Origin of the sequence: Asticcacaulis sp. EMRT-3 (genome assembly GCF_030027245.1) — a bacterium.
Classification (GTDB): Bacteria; Pseudomonadota; Alphaproteobacteria; order Caulobacterales; family Caulobacteraceae; genus Asticcacaulis.
This window is the reverse complement of the sequence record NZ_JASERT010000001.1, coordinates 904,051-923,201: the sequence shown is the minus strand read 5'-3', so window position 1 is coordinate 923,201 and position 19,151 is coordinate 904,051. Positions and strand designations below refer to the sequence as shown.

General features: G+C 59.5%; 14 protein-coding genes. 12 read left to right on the top strand and 2 right to left on the bottom strand.

All coding sequences use genetic code 11. The annotated features are described in order from the left end of the window. Positions 1 to 600: a MiaE family protein gene (locus QB905_RS04485; protein WP_282973360.1), complete on the bottom strand. Its 600-nt coding sequence runs from the start codon at positions 598 to 600 to the stop codon at positions 1 to 3. Between the two features lie 446 nt (positions 601 to 1,046). Between QB905_RS04485 and rplJ the strand changes: the two genes are divergently transcribed. The 6 genes from rplJ to rpoC all read left to right on the top strand — a co-directional run bounded on the left by rplJ (position 1,047) and on the right by rpoC (position 12,552). Continuing rightward, positions 1,047 to 1,562, top strand: a complete 516-nt coding sequence (rplJ, locus tag QB905_RS04480; protein WP_282973359.1) for a 50S ribosomal protein L10 — start codon at positions 1,047 to 1,049, stop codon at positions 1,560 to 1,562. A 64-nt stretch (positions 1,563 to 1,626) separates the two neighbouring features. Then, the gene (gene rplL, locus QB905_RS04475) at positions 1,627 to 2,010 is read left to right on the top strand and encodes a 50S ribosomal protein L7/L12 (RefSeq protein WP_282973358.1); all 384 of its coding nucleotides are present in this window, start codon (positions 1,627 to 1,629) and stop codon (positions 2,008 to 2,010) included. 180 nt (positions 2,011 to 2,190) lie between these two features. After that, positions 2,191 to 2,943 (top strand): hypothetical protein, encoded by a 753-nt coding sequence (locus tag QB905_RS04470; RefSeq protein ID WP_282973357.1) that lies wholly within the window; start codon positions 2,191 to 2,193, stop codon positions 2,941 to 2,943. Between the two features lie 12 nt (positions 2,944 to 2,955). After that, entirely contained in the window at positions 2,956 to 3,822 is an 867-nt protein-coding gene (locus tag QB905_RS04465; RefSeq protein WP_282973356.1) for a hypothetical protein, read from the top strand. Positions 3,823 to 4,182: 360 nt separating this feature from the next. Further along, positions 4,183 to 8,256, top strand: a complete 4,074-nt coding sequence (gene rpoB / locus QB905_RS04460) for a DNA-directed RNA polymerase subunit beta (protein ID WP_282973355.1) — start codon at positions 4,183 to 4,185, stop codon at positions 8,254 to 8,256. A 102-nt stretch (positions 8,257 to 8,358) separates the two neighbouring features. Beyond that, positions 8,359 to 12,552: a DNA-directed RNA polymerase subunit beta' gene (gene rpoC / locus QB905_RS04455; RefSeq protein WP_282973354.1), complete on the top strand. Its 4,194-nt coding sequence runs from the start codon at positions 8,359 to 8,361 to the stop codon at positions 12,550 to 12,552. Positions 12,553 to 12,846: 294 nt separating this feature from the next. Here rpoC and QB905_RS04450 read toward each other — a convergent pair whose 3' ends face one another. Continuing rightward, entirely contained in the window at positions 12,847 to 13,374 is a 528-nt protein-coding gene (locus QB905_RS04450; RefSeq protein ID WP_282973353.1) for a peroxiredoxin, read from the bottom strand. A gap of 146 nt (positions 13,375 to 13,520) precedes the next feature. Here QB905_RS04450 and fabD point away from each other — a divergent pair, with 146 nt between their 5' ends. The 6 genes from fabD (at position 13,521) to QB905_RS04420 (ending at position 19,148) form a co-directional block, all read left to right on the top strand. After that, on the top strand, positions 13,521 to 14,465 hold the full coding sequence (gene fabD, locus QB905_RS04445; protein ID WP_282973352.1) for an ACP S-malonyltransferase: 945 nt from the start codon (positions 13,521 to 13,523) through the stop codon (positions 14,463 to 14,465). 92 nt (positions 14,466 to 14,557) lie between these two features. After that, positions 14,558 to 15,310, top strand: a complete 753-nt coding sequence (gene fabG / locus QB905_RS04440) for a 3-oxoacyl-[acyl-carrier-protein] reductase (RefSeq protein WP_282973351.1) — start codon at positions 14,558 to 14,560, stop codon at positions 15,308 to 15,310. Positions 15,311 to 15,494: 184 nt separating this feature from the next. After that, positions 15,495 to 15,734, top strand: coding sequence for an acyl carrier protein (locus tag QB905_RS04435; RefSeq protein ID WP_282973350.1), 240 nt, complete (start codon positions 15,495 to 15,497; stop codon positions 15,732 to 15,734). Between the two features lie 88 nt (positions 15,735 to 15,822). Continuing rightward, positions 15,823 to 17,112: a beta-ketoacyl-ACP synthase II gene (fabF, locus tag QB905_RS04430; RefSeq protein WP_282973349.1), complete on the top strand. Its 1,290-nt coding sequence runs from the start codon at positions 15,823 to 15,825 to the stop codon at positions 17,110 to 17,112. 1 nt (position 17,113) lies between these two features. After that, entirely contained in the window at positions 17,114 to 18,217 is a 1,104-nt protein-coding gene (gene mltG, locus QB905_RS04425; RefSeq protein ID WP_282973348.1) for an endolytic transglycosylase MltG, read from the top strand. Between the two features lie 58 nt (positions 18,218 to 18,275). Continuing rightward, positions 18,276 to 19,148, top strand: coding sequence for a YicC/YloC family endoribonuclease (locus QB905_RS04420; RefSeq protein ID WP_282973347.1), 873 nt, complete (start codon positions 18,276 to 18,278; stop codon positions 19,146 to 19,148). The last annotated feature ends 3 nt before the right edge of the window (positions 19,149 to 19,151 follow it).

Here is a 19,151-nt window from a genome sequence, read left to right as displayed (position 1 = left end):
TTACGCCGGCGGGCCGCTATGGAAGCGGAACTCAGCATCGGGCTCGGCGATCAACGCCTGCTCGACCGGGCGGATGATGGCGATGCGGCGGGCGATGTCGTCACGGTCGCCATAAAGCTCAGCCAGCCGGATATAGCCCTGATAATGGCGCGCTTCTGAGCGCAGCAGGCCCGAATAGAACTTGTTTAAGTCGTCATCGAGGTGCGGGGCGATGGCGGCAAACCGCTCACACGAACGCGCCTCGATAAAGGCGCTGATCAGCAGGATGTCGGTCATCATGCCGGGTTCTGTGCGCCGCACCAGCTTGCGCAGGCCCGTGGCATAGCGCGAGGCGGAGAGGGGGCGCAGCGCAATGCCGCGCGCTCTGATGATTTTCAGCACCTGTTCGTAATGCACCAGTTCCTCGCGTGCCAGACGCGACATGGCGTTGATCAGTTCCACGCGCTCCTGATACTTGGCCATCAGGTTCAGCGCATTGGAGGCCGCCTTGTATTCGCAGTTCTTGTGGTCGAGGAGCAGGGTGTCAAGATTGTCCAGCGCGGCATCGACCCATGCGCGCGGAGTTTCACTGCCCAGGAAATCGTGTATGTCGGTAAGCATGGCGGAACTCGCGGATAGAAGGCTGGCCAGCCTATAGGTGTGATTTGCATCCTTCGCAATCAGGCCTCGCAATCAGGATTCATCTTTTTCGGCCTCAGGCCTTGCCATATCGGGGTTTTCGCTGTAAAGGCGGCGCTCCGGCGTGAAAGCCTTGTCTTTCATACCGTTCTGTCAAAGACCTTCGGGGATCAGGGGCCGCCTGATCCATAATGTGCGGGAGCCCCCGCAGACCGAATTGAGACGGGACGCGATACGCCCAAAAACCTTTCGTGTTTGCCTTAAGCGACACGCGCGGTTTTATGGTGGCAGCTCTCCCTCATTGACAGTCCCCTGATCCGTCCGGCTTGCCGGAAGGTTTGGGTTTTGTTTGTTCCGCAAGGCTTTCTTGCGGAATGTCACGCGCCTTGCGACGGATTTTTCGCCGCAGGGTACCATGGAGGCCACTTATGGACCGCGCACAAAAAGCCGAGTCGATCGAAGAGCTGAAAGGCGTCTTTGCCGATTCCGGTACCGTGGTTGTTACCCAATATACGGGTATGACCTTTGTGGAAATGTCTGAACTCCGCAATCGCCTTCGTAAAGAAGGCGCCGTGCTGAGAGTGTTCAAAAACCGTCTGGTGCAAAAGGCCCTGAACGGCTCGGTTGGCGAAGCGGGCGAAGCCCTCTTCAAAGGCCCTGTCGCCCTGGTCTATTCCGCCGATCCGGTGACGGCCGCTAAAATCTCCGCCCAGTACGCCAAAGAAAATGACAAGCTCAAGATCATTGGCGGCATCATGGGTACGGACGTGCTCAACGAGAGCGGTGTCAAGGCCCTGGCCACGCTGCCGTCACTCGACGAACTGCGCGGCAAGCTTATCGGTCTTATCCAGGCCCCGGCGACCAAGATCGCTGGCGTCCTGCAAGCGCCTGCCGGCGCTGTGGCCCGCGTTATTGCGGCTCACGCCGAGAAGAACGCGGCTTAAACAGCCAAACGAACACCACAGACCCTTTCACTTTCAATCTCTATATCTCTCTTAAGGAAATCACATGTCTAAGTTGGAAAAGCTGGTCGAAGACCTGTCCGCCCTGTCCGTGCTCGAAGCTGCTGAGCTGTCGAAGCTGCTCGAAGAAAAGTGGGGCGTTTCTGCCGCTGCTCCGGTGGCTGTTGCCGCTGCCGGTGGCGCTGCTGCCGCTCCGGCCGAAGCCGTCGAAGAGCAAACCGAATTCACCGTTGTCATCGTTGACGGCGGCGACAAGAAGATCAACGTGATCAAGGAAATCCGTGGCATCCGTTCCGACCTCGGTCTGAAGGAAGCCAAGGATCTCGTCGAAGGCGCTCCGCAAAACGTCAAGGAAAACGTTTCGAAGCAAGAAGCTGCCGACATCAAGAAGAAGCTGGAAGACGCCGGCGCCAAGGTCGAAGTTAAGTAATTTCGATTTTCGGAAAAATTGTCTGAAGAAGGCCGAAGCCCTTGTGCTTCGGCCTTTTTTTATGGCATTGCCTGTGCCATTGGTCAGGCTTGTATCGCTATTCTCAGGCCGTTCGTCACAAAATTGCCCGCTTTTACGCCTTGAAGCGGGGCGCAGCGCCTCAAACAGGGATGATATATATTGGATCCGGTTACCTCCGTCGTCGTCGCCGTCTTTTCCACACCGGGCGCCGCGCTCATCATGGCCGGGCTTTTGCTGGTCTTCGGCATCGGGCTGATCGTATTTTCCGGATTTACCGAATACAAGGCGCTGCGCGAAGAACTGCGCGAACGCTGGAACCTGCTGTCGGCCTTTCGCGGCCCGCAGGCGCGTAAGAATTTTCACGACCAGTTCGCCCAGATCGACATCCGTTTTTCCGGCACCATGTCCAACGCTGCCACATCGGCGGCGCTGGTGCTGGGCTGGTCGAATTTCCGCAGCCTGCTGGCCGATACGGGCGAGGGCAGTTTCGCCACCTCGGCGCGTGCCGCCGAAACCTTCGACAGCCTCGATGAACCGGCGCGCGTGCTGGAATGGTGGGCCAATATCCTGGTCGCCATCGGTCTGGCCGTTACCTTTCTCGGCATTGTAGCAGCGCTGAGCGAAGCCACGGCGGGCATGGGGCATGGTGATTCCTCGGCGATGGAACAGGCGATCATCGGCTTGCTGGCCATTGCCTCGACCAAGTTCTGGACCTCGATCGCCGGTGTGACCGCTTCGATCATCCTGCGCATCGTGGCACGCCTGCGCCGCAAGCGCATCGCCGCCCTCGAAGCCATGATGTTTGAGGCGCTTGACGCCTGCGTGCAGTTCCTGCCGCCGGAAAAGGTCATGGTCGAGCAGTTGCGCACGCTGGGGCGTATCGAGCAGGCGCTCACCAAGCCGACGGCGTAAGGGGAGCGGTTCATGGAATTCCGACACCGCCGCGCCAAAGAGCTTGAAGAAGGCGAGAGCTATTACGTTTCCATGACCGATATGATGGTGGGGGTCGTTTTCATCTTCATCATCATGCTGGCCTATTTCGCGCTCAATTTTCACAAATCGACCGAAATGCTGACCAGCGCCAAGGACGCCCAGACCACGGCGCTCCTTCAGGTGGCGGACGCCCTGAAAAGCCAACAGGCCACCATCCAGATCGACCACAAGAACCACGTGGTCTGCGTGCCGGGTCAGGTGCTGGCCGATGACGGGGTTAATGATCCCGATCCACACTGTTTCGCCTATACGGCCCAGACACCGAAGGAATCGTCTCAGTCGTCGGCGTCTCTGTCGACCGCTGCCGATAATGCCGCCTTCATGACTTCGGTGGGCGATGACATCGACAAGGACAAGATTCCCGCCAATACCAATATAGATACCGGCACCCTGACCTTCACCGCCGACCAGTTGTTCGAAAACGGCTCGACCACCTTGTCGGCCAACGGACAGTCTATTGCAGGCAAGGTAGCCGCTACCCTGGCGGCCAGACTGCCCTGCTATGCTTCGGGTGCCCCGGCCACGAACTGCGAGACGTCCGGCAAGATGTCCGTGGTAAATATTGTCGCCAGTTCCAGCTTCAACGCCTTCACGCCGGAAGGCCGCGCCCAGCAGGCACTGGCGCTCGAACGGTCGGTGGCCTTCCATGATGCGCTGATTGCCGATCAGCCCGTTCTGGGCAAGCTGCGCGCCGGCCCCAATGGTCCGGCGCTTCTTCAGGTGGCTTCGGTCGGTCAGTCGGTGGAAGGTGGCAATGACAGCCAGTCGCTCAGCGTGCAGTTCCATATGGCGCAATAGGCTGTGTGCGGCGAATTTCCGGTCATGCAAAACATGGCTTGACATTTTAAAAATAATTCCACTCGCCCCCTTTACGTGCGGGGATAAGTGGGGTATGTGACGCTCCCCCTTCAGGCGTATTGCGCCTTGAAGCGGGGCCCGCAGGCCGGTCTTGTGCTCTTTCCACCGGCGAAGGGCTGATCCGAACAGATGGATCATACAATCAGCGTCTTTGGTCTGGGCCTTTTGAGGTGTGGATCATAAAAGAGCAGGCGCAAGGCAAATTTTTCCCCGATCAAGGGACAAAACCGACCCCTTCGCGCGCAGTCCAACCTGCCTCCCGACCACACTTTCAGGCGTCTTTCGACGCAAGGAATAACGATGACCCTGTCGTTCACCCAGAAGAAGCGGATCCGTAAATCTTTCGGCCGCATCCCTGAAGCCATCCGTATGCCCAATCTGATCGAGGTGCAGCGCTCAAGCTATGAGCAGTTCCTGCAACGCTTCGTGCGTCCTGCCGACCGCCGTGACGACGGTCTGGAAGCCGTGTTCAGGTCTGTCTTCCCGGTGAAGGACTTCAACGAACGCGCCACTTTGGAATATGTGTCGTATGAGTTCGAAGAGCCGAAATACGATGTGGAAGAGTGCATTCAGCGCGACATTACCTATGCCGCGCCGCTGAAGGTCAAGCTGCGCCTGATCGTGTTTGAGACGGACGAAGAAACCGGTGCGCGTTCGGTCAAGGACATCAAGGAGCAGGATGTCTATATGGGCGATATTCCGCTCATGACCGACAAGGGCACCTTTGTCGTCAACGGCACTGAGCGCGTCATCGTTTCGCAGATGCACCGTTCGCCGGGCGTCTTCTTCGATCACGACAAGGGCAAGACCCATTCGTCGGGCAAGCTTCTGTTCGGTGCCCGTATCATTCCTTACCGTGGTTCATGGCTCGATTTCGAATTTGACGCCAAGGACGTGGTCTATGTCCGCATCGACCGTCGCCGCAAGCTGCCCGCTACCTCCTTCCTCTATGCGCTCGGCATGGACGGCGAAGAAATCCTCACCACCTTCTATGATGTGGTGCCTTACGAAAAAAGAGGCGAAGGCTGGATTACGCCTTACAAGCCTGAGCGCTGGCGCGGTGTGAAGCCGGAATTCGATCTGGTTGATGCCGATACGGGCGAAGTGGTGGCTCAGGCCGGCACCAAGATTTCGGCGCGTAACGCCAAGAAGCTGGGCGACACGGTTAAGTCGCTGCTGCTGGCCGCCGATGCGCTGGTCGGCAAGTATCTGGCGCGTGACGAAGTCAATTTTGAAACCGGCGAAATCTACGCCGAAGCGGGCGACGAGCTGGACGCCGTTGCGATCAACACGCTGGAGGCGCAGGGCTTCACCAAGATCGACGTGCTCGACATCGACCACGTCACGGTTGGGCCCTATATGCGCTCCACCCTGCGCGTCGATAAAAACAATTCGCGCGAAGACGCCCTGTTCGACATCTACCGCGTCATGCGTCCGGGCGAACCGCCCACGATCGAAGCCGCCGAAGCGATGTTCAATTCGCTGTTCTTCGAGATCGACCGCTACGACCTGTCGAGCGTCGGTCGCGTCAAGATGAATATGCGCCTCGAACAGGATGTGCCGGATACCCAGCGCGTTCTGCTCAAGGAAGACATCCTCAAGATCCTCAGGATCCTCGTCGGCCTGCGCGACGGTCGTGGCGAAATCGACGACATCGACAATCTCGGCAACCGCCGCGTCCGTTCGGTGGGCGAGCTGCTGGAAAACCAGTATCGCGTCGGCCTGCTGCGTATGGAGCGCGCCATCAAGGAACGCATGTCCTCGGTCGACATCGACACGGTCATGCCGCACGACCTGATCAACGCCAAGCCGGCCGCCGCTTCGGTGCGCGAATTCTTCGGCTCGTCGCAGCTCTCGCAGTTCATGGACCAGACCAATCCTCTGTCCGAAATCACCCACAAGCGCCGTCTGTCGGCGCTTGGGCCTGGCGGTCTGACCCGTGAGCGTGCGGGCTTTGAAGTGCGCGACGTTCACCCGACCCATTATGGCCGGATCTGCCCGATTGAAACCCCGGAAGGCCCGAATATCGGCCTGATCAACTCGCTGGCCACCCATGCGCGCGTCAATAAGTATGGCTTTATTGAAAGCCCGTACCGCAAGGTCGTGGACGGCAGGCCGCAGGAAGAGGTCGTCTATATGTCGGCCATGGAAGAGTCGAAGCACGTCATCGCTCAGGCCAATGTGGCCATTGCCGATGGCAGCTTCGTCAATGATCTGGTGGCTGGCCGCGTCAATGGCGAGCCGGGCCTGCAAATGGCCTCGACCGTCGATTACATGGATGTGTCGCCCAAGCAGGTCGTTTCGGTCGCCGCCGCCCTGATCCCCTTCCTCGAAAACGACGACGCCAACCGCGCCCTGATGGGTTCGAACATGCAGCGTCAGGCCGTGCCGCTGGTGCGCGCCGATGCGCCGTTTGTCGGCACCGGCATGGAAGAGGTGGTGGCCCGGGATTCCGGCGCTACGGTCGCCGCCCGCCGCACCGGCGTGGTGGAGCAGATCGACGGTACGCGGATCGTCATCCGCGCCACCGAGGAACAGGATCCCAACAAGCCGGGCGTCGATATTTATCGCCTGTCGAAGTTCCAGCGCTCCAACCAGAACACTTGTATCAACCAGCGTCCGATTGTGCGCGTGGGTGACAAGGTGTCGAGCGGTGACATCATCGCCGATGGCCCGTCCACCGATCTTGGTGATCTGGCGCTCGGTCGTAATGTCCGCGTCGCCTTCATGCCGTGGAACGGTTACAACTTCGAAGACTCGATCCTGATTTCCGAGCGTATCGTGCGCGATGACATCTTCACCTCGATCCATCTGGAAGAGTTTGAAGTCATGGCCCGCGATACCAAGCTTGGGCCGGAAGAAATCACGCGCGACATCCCCAATGTCGGTGAAGAAGCCCTGCGTAACCTCGACGAGGCCGGTATCGTGGCCATCGGCGCGGAAGTGCAGCCGGGTGATATTCTGGTCGGCAAGGTGACGCCGAAGGGCGAAAGCCCCATGACGCCGGAAGAGAAACTGCTGCGCGCCATCTTCGGTGAAAAAGCTTCCGACGTGCGCGACACCTCGCTTCGCCTGCCGCCCGGCGTGGCCGGTACCATCGTCGAAGTGCGCGTCTTCAACCGTCACGGCGTTGAAAAAGACGAACGCGCTCAGGCCATCGAGCGCGCCGAAATCGAACGTCTCGGCAAGGACCGCGACGACGAACTGTCGATCCTGGAGCGCAACATCTATGGCCGCCTGAAGGAAATCCTGCTCGGCAAGGTCGCCGTTTCAGGGCCGAAGGGTATGGGCCGTGGTGAAGTGACCGAAGAAAAGCTGGCCGAAGTCAGCAAGGGCCTGTGGTGGCAGATCGCGCTCGAAGACGAGAAGATCATGTCCGAACAGGAAGCCATGAAGCGTCAGTTCGAAGAGGCCCGCAAGCGCCTCGACCGTCGCTTCGAGGACAAGGTCGAGAAGCTGCAACGCGGCGACGAACTGCCGCCGGGCGTGATGAAGATGGTCAAGGTGTTCGTGGCGGTGAAGCGCAAGCTGCAACCGGGCGACAAGATGGCCGGTCGTCACGGCAATAAGGGGGTTATTTCCAAGATCCTCCCGGTCGAAGACATGCCGTTCCTCGCCGATGGTGAGCACGTGGACATCGTGCTGAACCCGCTGGGCGTGCCGTCGCGTATGAACGTCGGTCAGATTTTTGAAACCCATCTCGGCTGGGCCTGTCACAATATCGGCCTGCAAATCGCGGCCCTTTTGGAAGACTGGCAGAATGGCGGCCAGAAGCAGGCGCTGATCGACCATCTGCAAGGTGTTTACGGCAAGGATCAGGTGCTTCCTGATACTGAGGAAGAACTGATTGACCTGGCCAAGAACCTGTCGCGCGGTGTGCCGATTGCCACGCCGGTCTTTGACGGTGCCCATATCAGCGACATCGAGGACATGCTCGAATTCGCCGGTCTGGAACGTTCGGGCCAGTCGATCCTGTATGATGGCCAGACGGGTGAGCAGTTCAAGCGCCCGGTGACGGTCGGCATCATCTATATGCTGAAACTGCACCACCTGGTCGATGACAAGATCCACGCGCGTTCGATCGGGCCTTACTCGCTCGTCACCCAGCAGCCGCTCGGTGGTAAGGCGCAGTTCGGTGGTCAGCGCTTCGGGGAAATGGAAGTCTGGGCGCTCGAAGCCTATGGCGCCGCCTACACGCTTCAGGAAATGCTCACCGTCAAGTCCGACGACGTGGCGGGCCGCACCAAGGTGTACGAAGCTATTGTCCGTGGCGATGACAGCTTCGAAGCCGGTATCCCGGAAAGCTTCAACGTGCTGATCAAGGAAATGCGTTCGCTTGGTCTGAATGTCGAGCTGGAGAACGGACAAAGTTAAAGCGAGGGGAGCCGAAGACACATTCGGCTCCCTCTATCTCCGTAAACTGTCCGCAAATGTCTTATTTTCGTGCTGTAAGCACACTGGAAAGCTGGAATTCATATGAACCAGGAAGTCCTCAATATTTTCAACCCGGTCCAGGTCGCGCCGACCTTCGACCAGATCCGCATCACCCTGGCCTCGCCGGAAAAGATCCTGTCCTGGTCTTTCGGCGAGATCAAAAAACCCGAAACCATCAATTACCGCACGTTCAAGCCTGAGCGTGACGGCCTGTTCTGCGCACGTATCTTTGGCCCGACCAAGGATTACGAATGCTTGTGCGGCAAGTACAAGCGCATGAAGTATAAGGGCATTATCTGCGAAAAGTGCGGCGTTGAAGTGACGCTCTCGCGCGTGCGCCGTGAGCGCATGGGCCATATCGAACTGGCCTCGCCGGTGGCCCACATCTGGTTCCTGAAGTCGCTGCCCTCGCGCATTTCGATGATCCTCGACATGGCGCTGAAGGATGTCGAGCGCGTTCTGTACTTTGAAAACTATATCGTCACCGAGCCGGGCCTGACCTCGCTGAAGCTGAACCAGCTTCTCAGCGAAGACGATTATTTCCGCTGCCAGGAAGAATTCGGCGACGACAGCTTCACCGCTGAAATCGGCGCTGAAGCCGTGCGCAACATGCTGATGGCGATGGATCTCAACGCCATCGCCGACAAGATCCGCGCCGATCTGGTCGATAATACGTCGGAAATGAAGGCGAAGAAGTATTCGAAGCGCCTCAAGCTGATCGAAAGCTTCATTGAATCGGGCAATCGTCCTGAATGGATGATCCTGACCGTCGTGCCGGTCATTCCGCCCGAACTGCGCCCGCTGGTGCCGCTGGACGGTGGCCGCTTCGCCACCTCCGACCTCAACGACCTGTACCGCCGCGTCATCAACCGCAACAACCGTCTGAAGCGGCTGATGGAGCTGCGCGCGCCCGACATCATTATCCGCAACGAAAAGCGTATGTTGCAGGAATCGGTGGACGCCCTGTTCGACAATGGCCGTCGTGGCCGCGTCATCACCGGTGCCAACAAGCGCCCGCTGAAGTCGCTGGCCGACATGCTGAAGGGCAAGCAAGGCCGCTTCCGTCAAAACCTGCTCGGCAAGCGCGTTGACTATTCGGGTCGTTCGGTCATCACCGTCGGGCCGGAGCTGAAGCTGCACGAGTGCGGTATTCCGAAGAAGATGGCGCTGGAACTGTTCAAGCCGTTCATCTATGCGCGCCTCGACGCCAAGGGCCTGTCGGGCACCGTCAAGCAGTCGAAGCGCATGGTGGAACGCGAGCAACCGCAGGTCTGGGACATTCTGGAAGAGGTGATCCGCGAACACCCGGTCATGCTCAACCGCGCGCCGACGCTTCACCGTCTTGGCATCCAGGCTTTTGAGCCCAAGCTGATCGAAGGCAAGGCCATCCAGCTTCACCCGCTCGTCTGCTCGGCCTTCAACGCCGACTTCGACGGTGACCAGATGGCCGTCCACGTCCCGCTGTCGCTGGAAGCCCAGCTTGAAGCGCGCGTGCTGATGATGTCGACCAACAACATCCTGTCGCCCGCCAACGGCAAGCCGATCATCGTGCCGTCGCAGGATATCGTGCTGGGCCTCTATTACACCTCTCTCGTCAAGGATGGCGAAAAGGGTGAGGGCATGGTATTCGGCGACCTGAACGAGATCCAGCAGGCGCTCGATAACGGCTCCGTCTCGGTTCATGCGCGCATCAAGTGCCGCTTTACCGAAATGGACGCCGATGGCGTTACGCGCACCCGCGTGGTCGATTCAACGCCGGGCCGCATGAAGATCGCCGCCCTGCTGCCGCATCACGCCTCCATCGGCCTGCGTGTGCTTGACCGCACCCTGACCAAGAAGGAAATCGGCAATCTGATCGACATCGTCTATCGCCATTGCGGCCAGAAGGCGACGGTGATTTTCGCTGACCAGATGATGGCGCTTGGCTTCAAGGAAGCGGCGCGCGCCGGTATCTCCTTCGGCAAGGACGACATCGTTATTCCCGAAACCAAGAAGGGTATCGTCAATGATACCCGCACCCTGGTGGAAGAATATGAGCAGCAATATGCTGACGGTCTGATCACCAAGGGCGAAAAATACAATAAGGTGGTTGATGCCTGGTCGAAGGCAACGGATCGCGTTTCCGACGAAATGATGAAGGAAATCAGCCGCAAGCACATGACCAGCGATGGCCGTGAAGCGGAGATCAACTCGATCTATATGATGGCCAATTCCGGCGCCCGTGGTTCACAGGCCCAGATGAAGCAGCTCGGCGGGATGCGCGGCCTGATGGCCAGGCCCGACGGCTCGATTATTGAGACGCCGATCATCTCGAACTTCAAGGAAGGCCTGACCGTTCTTGAATACTTCAACTCGACCCACGGCGCCCGTAAGGGTCTGGCCGATACCGCGCTGAAGACCGCCAATTCCGGCTACCTGACCCGTCGTCTCGTTGACGTGGCGCAGGACTGCATCATCATGGAAGAAGACTGCGGCACCACACGCGGCATCACGCTGCGCGCCGTTGTCGAAGGCGGTGACGTGCTTGTCAGCCTTGGCCAGCGCGTACTGGGCCGCACCACGGCGGAAGACATCAAGGACGCCGCTTCCGGCGAAGTGGTGGTGCCTGCCGACACCTATATCACCGAAGACGTTGTCGATATTATCGAGGCTTCGGCCGCACAATCGGTCAAGGTGCGCTCGGTTCTGACCTGTGAGGCCGAACTCGGCACCTGCGGGGCCTGCTATGGCCGCGATCTGGCCCGTGGTACGCGCGTCAATATGGGTGAGGCCGTCGGCGTCATCGCGGCGCAGTCGATCGGTGAGCCGGGCACGCAGCTCACCATGCGTACCTTCCACATCGGCGGTACGGCTCAGGTGGCCGAGCAGTCCTTCTACGAAACGACCACGGACGGCGTGATCAAGCTGTCGGCTGCGCCCACCGTGCGTGGATCACATGGCGAACTGATCTCGATGTCACGTAACCTGATCGTCACGGTTCACGCCGATGGCAAGGACCGCGAAACCTACAAGGTGCCTTATGGCGCGCGCCTGCGCGTCGAAGCAGGCGCCAAGGTCGTCAAGGGCCAGCGTCTGGTCGAGTGGGATCCGTACACCACGCCGATCATCACCGAACTGGGCGGCAAGGTGCGCTTCGAAGACCTGAACGAAGGCACCACGGTGCGTGAGGAAACCGACGAAGCAACCGGTATCTCGAACCGGGTCGTGGTCGATTACCGCGCCACAGGCAAGGTCGAAATCCGTCCCGGCATGGGGATTACGGATGACGCCGGCGCTTACAAGAAGCTCTCGAATGGCAGCGATGCGCGTTATGCCCTGCCGGTCGGGGCCATCCTGTCGGTCGGCAATGGCGACGAGGTCAAGCCGGGCGACATCATCGCCCGTCTGCCGACCGAAGGTGCCAAGACCCGCGACATCACCGGCGGTCTGCCGCGCGTCGCCGAACTGTTCGAAGCCCGCCGTCCGAAGGATTGCGCCGTCATCGCCGAAATGGATGGCCGCGTCGAATTCGGCCGCGACTACAAGAACAAGCGCCGCATCAAGATCACCCCGGAAGGTGCCAATGGTGAGCAGGCTGAGGCGGTCGAGTTCCTGATCCCCAAGGGCAAGCACATCTCGGTGCACGATGGCGATTTCATTCAGAAGGGTGATTACATCATCGACGGCAATCCCGATCCGCACGATCTGCTGCGCATTCAGGGCGTTGAGGCTCTGGCCGAATATCTGGTCAACGAAGTGCAGGAAGTCTATCGCCTGCAAGGCGTGCCGATCAATGACAAGCACATCGAAGTCATTGTGCGCCAGATGCTGCAAAAGGTGGAAATCCTCGACGCGGGCGATACCGGCCTGATCAAGGGCGACAATCTCGACAAGGCCGAGGTTGACCTCGACAATGCCAAGACCGAAAAGCGCGGTGGCCGTCCGGCCATTACCCAGCCGATCCTGCTTGGCATCACCAAGGCGTCCCTGCAAACCAAGTCATTCATCTCGGCGGCTTCGTTCCAGGAAACGACCCGCGTGCTGACCGAAGCTTCGGTGCAAGGCAAGATCGATACGCTCGATGGCCTGAAGGAAAACGTCATTGTGGGCCGCCTGATCCCGGCGGGCACCGGCGCTTACCTGCGCAGCCTGCAACGTGTGGCGATGAAGCGCGACGAAATGCTGTCGAGCCAGCGCGAAGACTCGATGGAACCTCTGCCGGCGGAAGTGCTTCTCGAAGCTCCGGCGGGCGAATAGGTTTCGTCAAACAAACGGTAAAAAAACCCCCGGAGCCTGGCTCCGGGGGTTTTTTTAGAGCGCTTTTCGGTCTGATAGACTGAGATCGGCGCTTTAAGTTTTTGTTTTAGAGCGGTTTGCATTCTGATTGAATCGGTCAAAGGAATGCAACCCGCTCTACATTTTACGCTTTTCCGCATCTCGCATTCAATTTGTAAGTCAAATTAAACGCTCGTTGCTCTAGCGCTCTTCCTTATCCAAAAAGTGGATCCACTTTTTGAGGAAACGCTCTGATGTCGCGGAATGTGCCGAGGCTTACTGGATGGCGGCGAGCAGGCTTTTAACGTGGGTTGCGGCGTTCATATCGCTGTGCACGAAGATGATCTTGTCATCCTGCCCGACGATATAGGAGACGCGACTGGCCATGCTGACCGCTGGTATCTTGGCGTCATAGGCCTTGGCCACTGTCGCGGACGTATCGGAAGCCACAGGGAACTTGCCTTCGCAGGTCTGGGCGGAAAATTTCTTGAGGGTGTCGATGTCGTCCGCCGACACGCCGATAACGCTCACATGTTTGGCTTCGAATTGCGGCATGGCTTCCGAAAATTCGTGCGCTTCGAGCGAGCAGCCGGTGGTAAAGGCCTTGGGATAGAAATAGACCACGACCGGGCCTTTTTTCAGCGCCGATTTCAACGAAAAGGTGCTGACCTTGCCATTGGTTGCGGCTTGCAAGTTAAAGTCTGGGGCCTTGTCGCCGACCTTAAGGGCGGCGAAGGAGGGTGTGGCGAAAGCCAGGGCTGTCAGGGCCAGGGCGGCGGGTGCGAAGCGGACGAAGGTTTTCATGGGGTATCTCCTGTGGGCGAAGCCTATGCCTTATACGCAGCAACGGCAAGCCGGGTTACGTGGCCGGTGAAAAAACACAGGAGGCTTGCCCTTAAACGCGGTTTGGCCTAACCAGCCTCATCTCGTAAGACAAAGGACAGATGATCATGAGCTTGGCCTTTTTATTTCCCGGACAGGGCTCGCAGAGCGTCGGTATGGGCGCGGAGCTTTTTGATAATTTCGCCAGTGCGCGCGATGTGTTCCATGAAATCGATGAGGCGCTGGGCCAGAAACTGTTTGCCCTGATGAAGGACGGCCCGGAAGATCAGTTGACCCTGACCGAAAACGCCCAGCCCGCCATCATGGCGGTGTCGCTGGCCGTGGCGCGGGTGCTGGAAAAGGATTTCGGTATCACCTGCGCCGCCGCAAAGTACGTGGCGGGTCATAGCCTTGGCGAATATTCGGCCCACGCAGCGGCGGGCACGTTCAGCCTGGCCGATACGGCGCGTCTGCTGAAATTGCGCGGTCAGGCGATGCAGCGCGCCGTGCCGGTGGGCGTCGGCGCGATGGCGGCCCTGATCGGCAAGGCCGATCTCGAACTGGCCGAAAAGGCCTGCGAAGCCGGATCGGCGGCGGGCATGGTGGTGGTGGCCAATGACAATAATGCCGGTCAGATTGTCATTTCCGGCATGAAGGCGGCGGTTGAACTGGCGATGGAAAAAGCCAAGGAACTGGGTGCCAAGGCCATGCTGCTCAATGTATCGGCGCCGTTCCACTGTCCGCTGATGGAACCGGCGGCGCTGGAAATGCGCGATGCGCTGGCGGCGGTGACGACCGCGTCGCCGGTGACCGGCCTTGTCGCCAATGTCACGGCGCGGCCATTGGCCGACAAGAGCGAGATCGCCGGTTTGCTGGTGGCGCAGGTGACCGGCCGCGTACGCTGGCGCGAAAGCATGATGTGGCTGGCGGGTGAGGGGCAGGTGACCACCTTCGCCGAACTGGGCGCAGGCAAGGTGCTGACCGGCATGGCCAAGCGTATCGCGCCAGAGGCCACCTGCGTGGCGCTGAATGGTGCGACTGATTTCGAAGCCTTCGCGCAGAGTCTCAAATAGCGTAAGGTCGCGCGAACCATATTCTCCTTGCCCCGGCGGGCGGTTTGCCCTAAACCGCCCCGCTGATTTAATGACCCGCCCCGGAGGCTTTCATGTTTGAACTGACCGGCAAAACTGCTCTTGTTACCGGTGCCACGGGTGGCCTTGGTGCTGAAATCGCCCGCGCGCTTCATGCTCAGGGCGCTCATGTGGTGCTGTCGGGCACGCGCGAGAACGTGTTGAACGATCTGGCCGCCGAACTGAACGCCCGGAAAGACGCCAGCGCTTTTGTGGCGGCCTGCAACCTGTCGGATTCGGCTGAGGTGGACGGGCTGGTGGCCAGGGCGGAGGCCGCCGCCGGGGCCGGGATCGACATTCTGATCGCCAATGCCGGTATTACGCGCGACGGCCTGATCCTGCGCATGAAGGACGAGGACTGGGAAACCGTTCTCAAGGTCAATCTCGAAGCCTATTTCCGGCTGGCGCGTGCCGCCACCAAAGGCATGATGAAGCGCCGTTTCGGTCGCATTATCGGCATCACCTCAATCGTTGGCGTCACCGGTAATCCAGGCCAGACCAACTATGCCGCCTCCAAGGCGGGCATGATCGGTTTTTCCAAGGCGCTGGCGCAGGAAGTCGGCAGCCGCGGCATTACGGTCAACTGTATTGCGCCGGGCTTTATCGCCTCTCCGATGACGGACGAACTGAACGAAGCGCAGCGCGCCGCTATCCTGGCCAAGATCCCGGCCGGCGACCTCGGCAAGGGCACAGATATTGCCGCCGCCGCCGTCTATCTGGCCAGTCTGGAAGGCGGCTATGTCACCGGCCAGACCCTGCACGTCAATGGCGGGATGGCGATGATCTGAGCCGCGCACCCGCTGACAGTCTTTTGCAAGGCGCAAGAGTATGCTGTAATGGCGGCCAAGGCTTGAAATGGCTTGAATCACAAACCATCTGTGCCTACAAGACAAAATCTAGATTCTGATCTGCCCCTTCAATCGTTCGAGATTTATGGGGTCTTTGATAGCTAAACCTCTGAAGGGACTATAAATGTCTGAAGTTCTTGAACGTGTTCGCAAGATCGTTATCGACCATCTGGACGCCGATCCGGATAAGGTCACCGAAAAGGCGAGCTTTATCGACGACCTGGAAGCTGATTCGCTCGACATCGTCGAACTGGTCATGGCTTTCGAAGAAGAGTTCGATATCGAAATCCCCGATGATTCGGCCGAACATATCCTGACTGTTGGCGATGCCGTCAACTACATCAACGAAAAGCTGAAGGCCTAAGTCTTCGCTTTGGCATGAGCGCGGTTATCAGGCCCGGTCACGGGTCTGGCCGCGCTCAGTTTTTTTGATCTGAACACCAGGGGTGAGCATGGTTCGTCGCGTTGTAATCACGGGTGTGGGTTTGATCTCACCCCTGGGTGCCGGAGTGGACATCTCCTGGAAGCGCCTGATCGACGGTCAGTCGGGCGCGGGGCCGATCACGGCCTTCGATACGACAGATTATGCCTGCACGGTGGCCTGCGAAGTGCCGAGTGTTGATGGCCGTGGCGGTGGCGGCCCGGATATCGAAGGTTCGTTCGATCCTTCGGCTGTGCTGTCCAACAAGGAACGGCGCAAGGTCGATGATTTTATCCTGTATGCTATTGCGGCGGCTGATGAAGCCCTGAACGATGCCGACTGGCATCCTGAAAGCGAAGATGATCAGGAACGCACGGGCGTCATGATCGGTTCCGGTATTGGCGGGCTGGGCGTGATCGCCGCCACGGCCCTCGAAATGCAGGAAAAGGGGCCGAAGCGCATTTCGCCCTTCTTTATCCCTTCGGCCCTGATCAATCTGGCGTCGGGTCAGGTATCGATCCGTCACCACCTCAAGGGGCCAAACCACGCCGTGGTCACGGCCTGCGCCACCGGCGCCCATGCTATCGGTGATGCTGCAAGACTGATCAAAAGCGGTGATGCCGATGTGATGGTGGCGGGCGGCGCGGAATCGGCCATTGTGCCGATCGGCATTGCCGGTTTTATCGCCTGCCGTGCCCTATGCACCAGCTTTAACGATAATCCGACAGCCGCCTCGCGTCCTTATGATAAGGATCGCGGCGGCTTCGTCATGGGCGAAGGCGCCGGTATTGTCGTGCTTGAGGAATATGAACACGCCAAGGCGCGCGGCGCGAAAATCTACGCCGAGGTGCTGGGCTATGGCCTGTCGGGCGACGCCTACCATATCACCGCCCCGTCGGAAGACGGTGATGGCGGTTATCGCGCCATGATGGCGGCGGCGAAGAATGGCGGTATCAATCCCGCCGAGATCGACTATGTCAATTCGCACGGCACATCGACCATGGCCGATGGTATCGAGTTGAAGGCCATCGAGCGGTTTTTAGGGGAACGTGCCGCCACCGGCACTGTGTCCTCCACCAAGTCGGCGATCGGCCATCTGCTTGGCGGCGCGGGCGCGGTCGAGGCGATCTTCTGCGCCCTGGCCATCCGCGATCAGATCGTGCCGCCCACACTCAATCTCGACAATCCCGATGTGGACACCGTGATCGATCTCGTGCCGCACAAGGCCAAGAAGATGAAGATCGATAAGGTGATGTCGAACAGTTTCGGCTTTGGCGGCACCAATGCGGCCCTGATCCTCGGCAAGGTGGCCGACGCCTGATATGCCAGCCGAGCCCGCGCCCCGTCAGGTCAGATCGCTGCTGGCGCCGCTGGCCGGACTGGCGGCGGGCATATTGCTGCTGATCTTTTCGGCGGGCCTGTTCGTCTATGCCCAGCTTTTCGGCCCCGGCCCGGAGAAAGCCAGCGAACTGACCTTCGCCCACGGCATGAGCGTGGTGGCTGTGGGACATGAACTGGAAAAGCAGAAGGTAATCCATTCGGCGCTACTGTTTCGTATCGCCGCCCGTCTGCGCGGCCACGAAAACGGCCTGAAGGCCGGCACCTACGATTTTCCTGCCCACGCCTCGCTGATCTCGGTCCTGGCGCAGATCGAGGCGGGCAGGGTGGTGCAGACCTATGTCACCATTCCGGAAGGTCGCACATCGGCCCAGGCGGTGCGCATTCTGATGGCCGTGAAAAATCTGACCGGCGACATCGACGTGCCGCCCGAAGGCTCCATCCTGCCGGAAACCTATCTGTATCAGCCGGGTGAAACGCGCGAGGCGGTGCTAGAGCGGATGCTGGAAGCCGGACGGCGCACACTGGACGAGCTATGGGCGAAACGTGCGCCAAACCTGCCCTATGCCAATAAGGAAGAGGCGCTGATCATGGCCTCGATCGTCGAGCGTGAAACGGCTCTGCCAGCCGAGCGGCCGCGCATTGCGGCGGTCTTCATCAACCGCTTGCGCGACGGAATGCGGTTGGGCTCCGATCCGACGGTGATTTATGGCATTTCGCATGGTGAACCTCTGGGGCGCGGCCTGACCAAGACCGAACTGGAAACCTGGTCGCCGTGGAATACCTATATGATCGATAAACTGCCGGTGACCCCGATCTGTAATCCCGGCAGGGCCGCCTTGCAGGCCGTGCTCAATCCGGCACCGACCAATGATCTTTATTTCGTCGCCAATGGCAGTGGTGGCCATGTGTTCGCAGCCACCTATGCGCAACATCTCGCCAATGTCGCCAAATGGCGGGCAATGGAATCGCAGGTCAATGTCTATACCTCCTCTGCCGTGAGCGATGATTTGGTGCCGGGTGTTGTGGCGGGCGCCAAAAAGGCGCAGGTTCCCGCCGCCGCCGTGCAATTGAAAGCCAAATCCTGAAATCGCCTGATGCGGTTTCATGTTTAAGGATGGATTCCCCGTTATGAGCCTTTGTAGTATGACCGGTTTTGCCCGTTGCGAAGGCGGGTATGGCGATCTGAACTGGACGCTCGAACTGCGCAGCGTCAATGGCCGCGGTCTGGAGATCAAGTATCGCTTTCCCGCCGGTTTCGAGATGGTTGAACGTTTGGGCCGCGATCTGGCCAAGACGCGATTTCAGCGTGGCCAGATGAATCTGAACCTGATCGTCAATTCATCGGCCGGGCAGGGCGGCATCGCCATCAACCAGCAGGTACTCGATACCTATGTGCAGGCCAGCGCGCAACTGATCGAAGCCGGTTATGCCCTGACGCCGGGCGCGGATGGTCTGCTGGCTCTGCGCGGCGTGATCGAAGCGGCGGGCGAAGACCGGCCTGCGCTCGACGAAGGCAGTGAAAGCGCACTGGCAGGCGATATGGCCACCCTATTCGAGCGTTTGCTGGCGGCGCGGCGCGGCGAAGGTCAGGCGCTTGAAGCGGTTCTGAAAGCTCATCTGTCGGCTATGGCCGAACTGGTGGGGCGCGCCCAGGCGCAGGCCACCGAGCAGGTGGCGGTGATCCACGAGCGGTTCAGCCGCCGTCTGGCCGAACTGATGAGCGAGGGCGTGACCGAAAATTTTGACGAGCGCGTCTTGCAGGAGGCGGCCTTGCAGGCTGGCAAGGCCGATGTGCGCGAAGAACTGGATCGGCTGGTGTCGCATATCGCCCAGGCGCATCAGTTGATCGAGGCTGAGAGCGCGCCGGGCCGCAAGCTTGATTTTCTGGCGCAGGAATTTATGCGCGAAGCCAATACCCTGTGCTCAAAATCGGCTTTTATCGAATTGACCCGCACCGGACTGGAACTGAAGGCCGTGATCGACCAGTTCCGCGAACAGACGCAAAACGTGGAGTAAACT

Coding starts and splice junctions, on each gene's coding strand:
- rpoC (WP_282973354.1), top strand. CDS start 8,359: ATGAACCAGGAAGTCCTCAATATTTTCAACCCGGTCCAGGTCGCGCCG.
- rpoB (WP_282973355.1), top strand. CDS start 4,183: ATGACCCTGTCGTTCACCCAGAAGAAGCGGATCCGTAAATCTTTCGGC.
- QB905_RS04435 (WP_282973350.1), top strand. CDS start 15,495: ATGTCTGAAGTTCTTGAACGTGTTCGCAAGATCGTTATCGACCATCTG.
- QB905_RS04485 (WP_282973360.1), bottom strand. CDS start 600: ATGCTTACCGACATACACGATTTCCTGGGCAGTGAAACTCCGCGCGCA.
- QB905_RS04420 (WP_282973347.1), top strand. CDS start 18,276: ATGACCGGTTTTGCCCGTTGCGAAGGCGGGTATGGCGATCTGAACTGG.
- QB905_RS04450 (WP_282973353.1), bottom strand. CDS start 13,374: ATGAAAACCTTCGTCCGCTTCGCACCCGCCGCCCTGGCCCTGACAGCC.
- rplJ (WP_282973359.1), top strand. CDS start 1,047: ATGGACCGCGCACAAAAAGCCGAGTCGATCGAAGAGCTGAAAGGCGTC.
- rplL (WP_282973358.1), top strand. CDS start 1,627: ATGTCTAAGTTGGAAAAGCTGGTCGAAGACCTGTCCGCCCTGTCCGTG.
- fabF (WP_282973349.1), top strand. CDS start 15,823: ATGGTTCGTCGCGTTGTAATCACGGGTGTGGGTTTGATCTCACCCCTG.
- fabD (WP_282973352.1), top strand. CDS start 13,521: ATGAGCTTGGCCTTTTTATTTCCCGGACAGGGCTCGCAGAGCGTCGGT.
- mltG (WP_282973348.1), top strand. CDS start 17,114: ATGCCAGCCGAGCCCGCGCCCCGTCAGGTCAGATCGCTGCTGGCGCCG.
- fabG (WP_282973351.1), top strand. CDS start 14,558: ATGTTTGAACTGACCGGCAAAACTGCTCTTGTTACCGGTGCCACGGGT.
- QB905_RS04465 (WP_282973356.1), top strand. CDS start 2,956: ATGGAATTCCGACACCGCCGCGCCAAAGAGCTTGAAGAAGGCGAGAGC.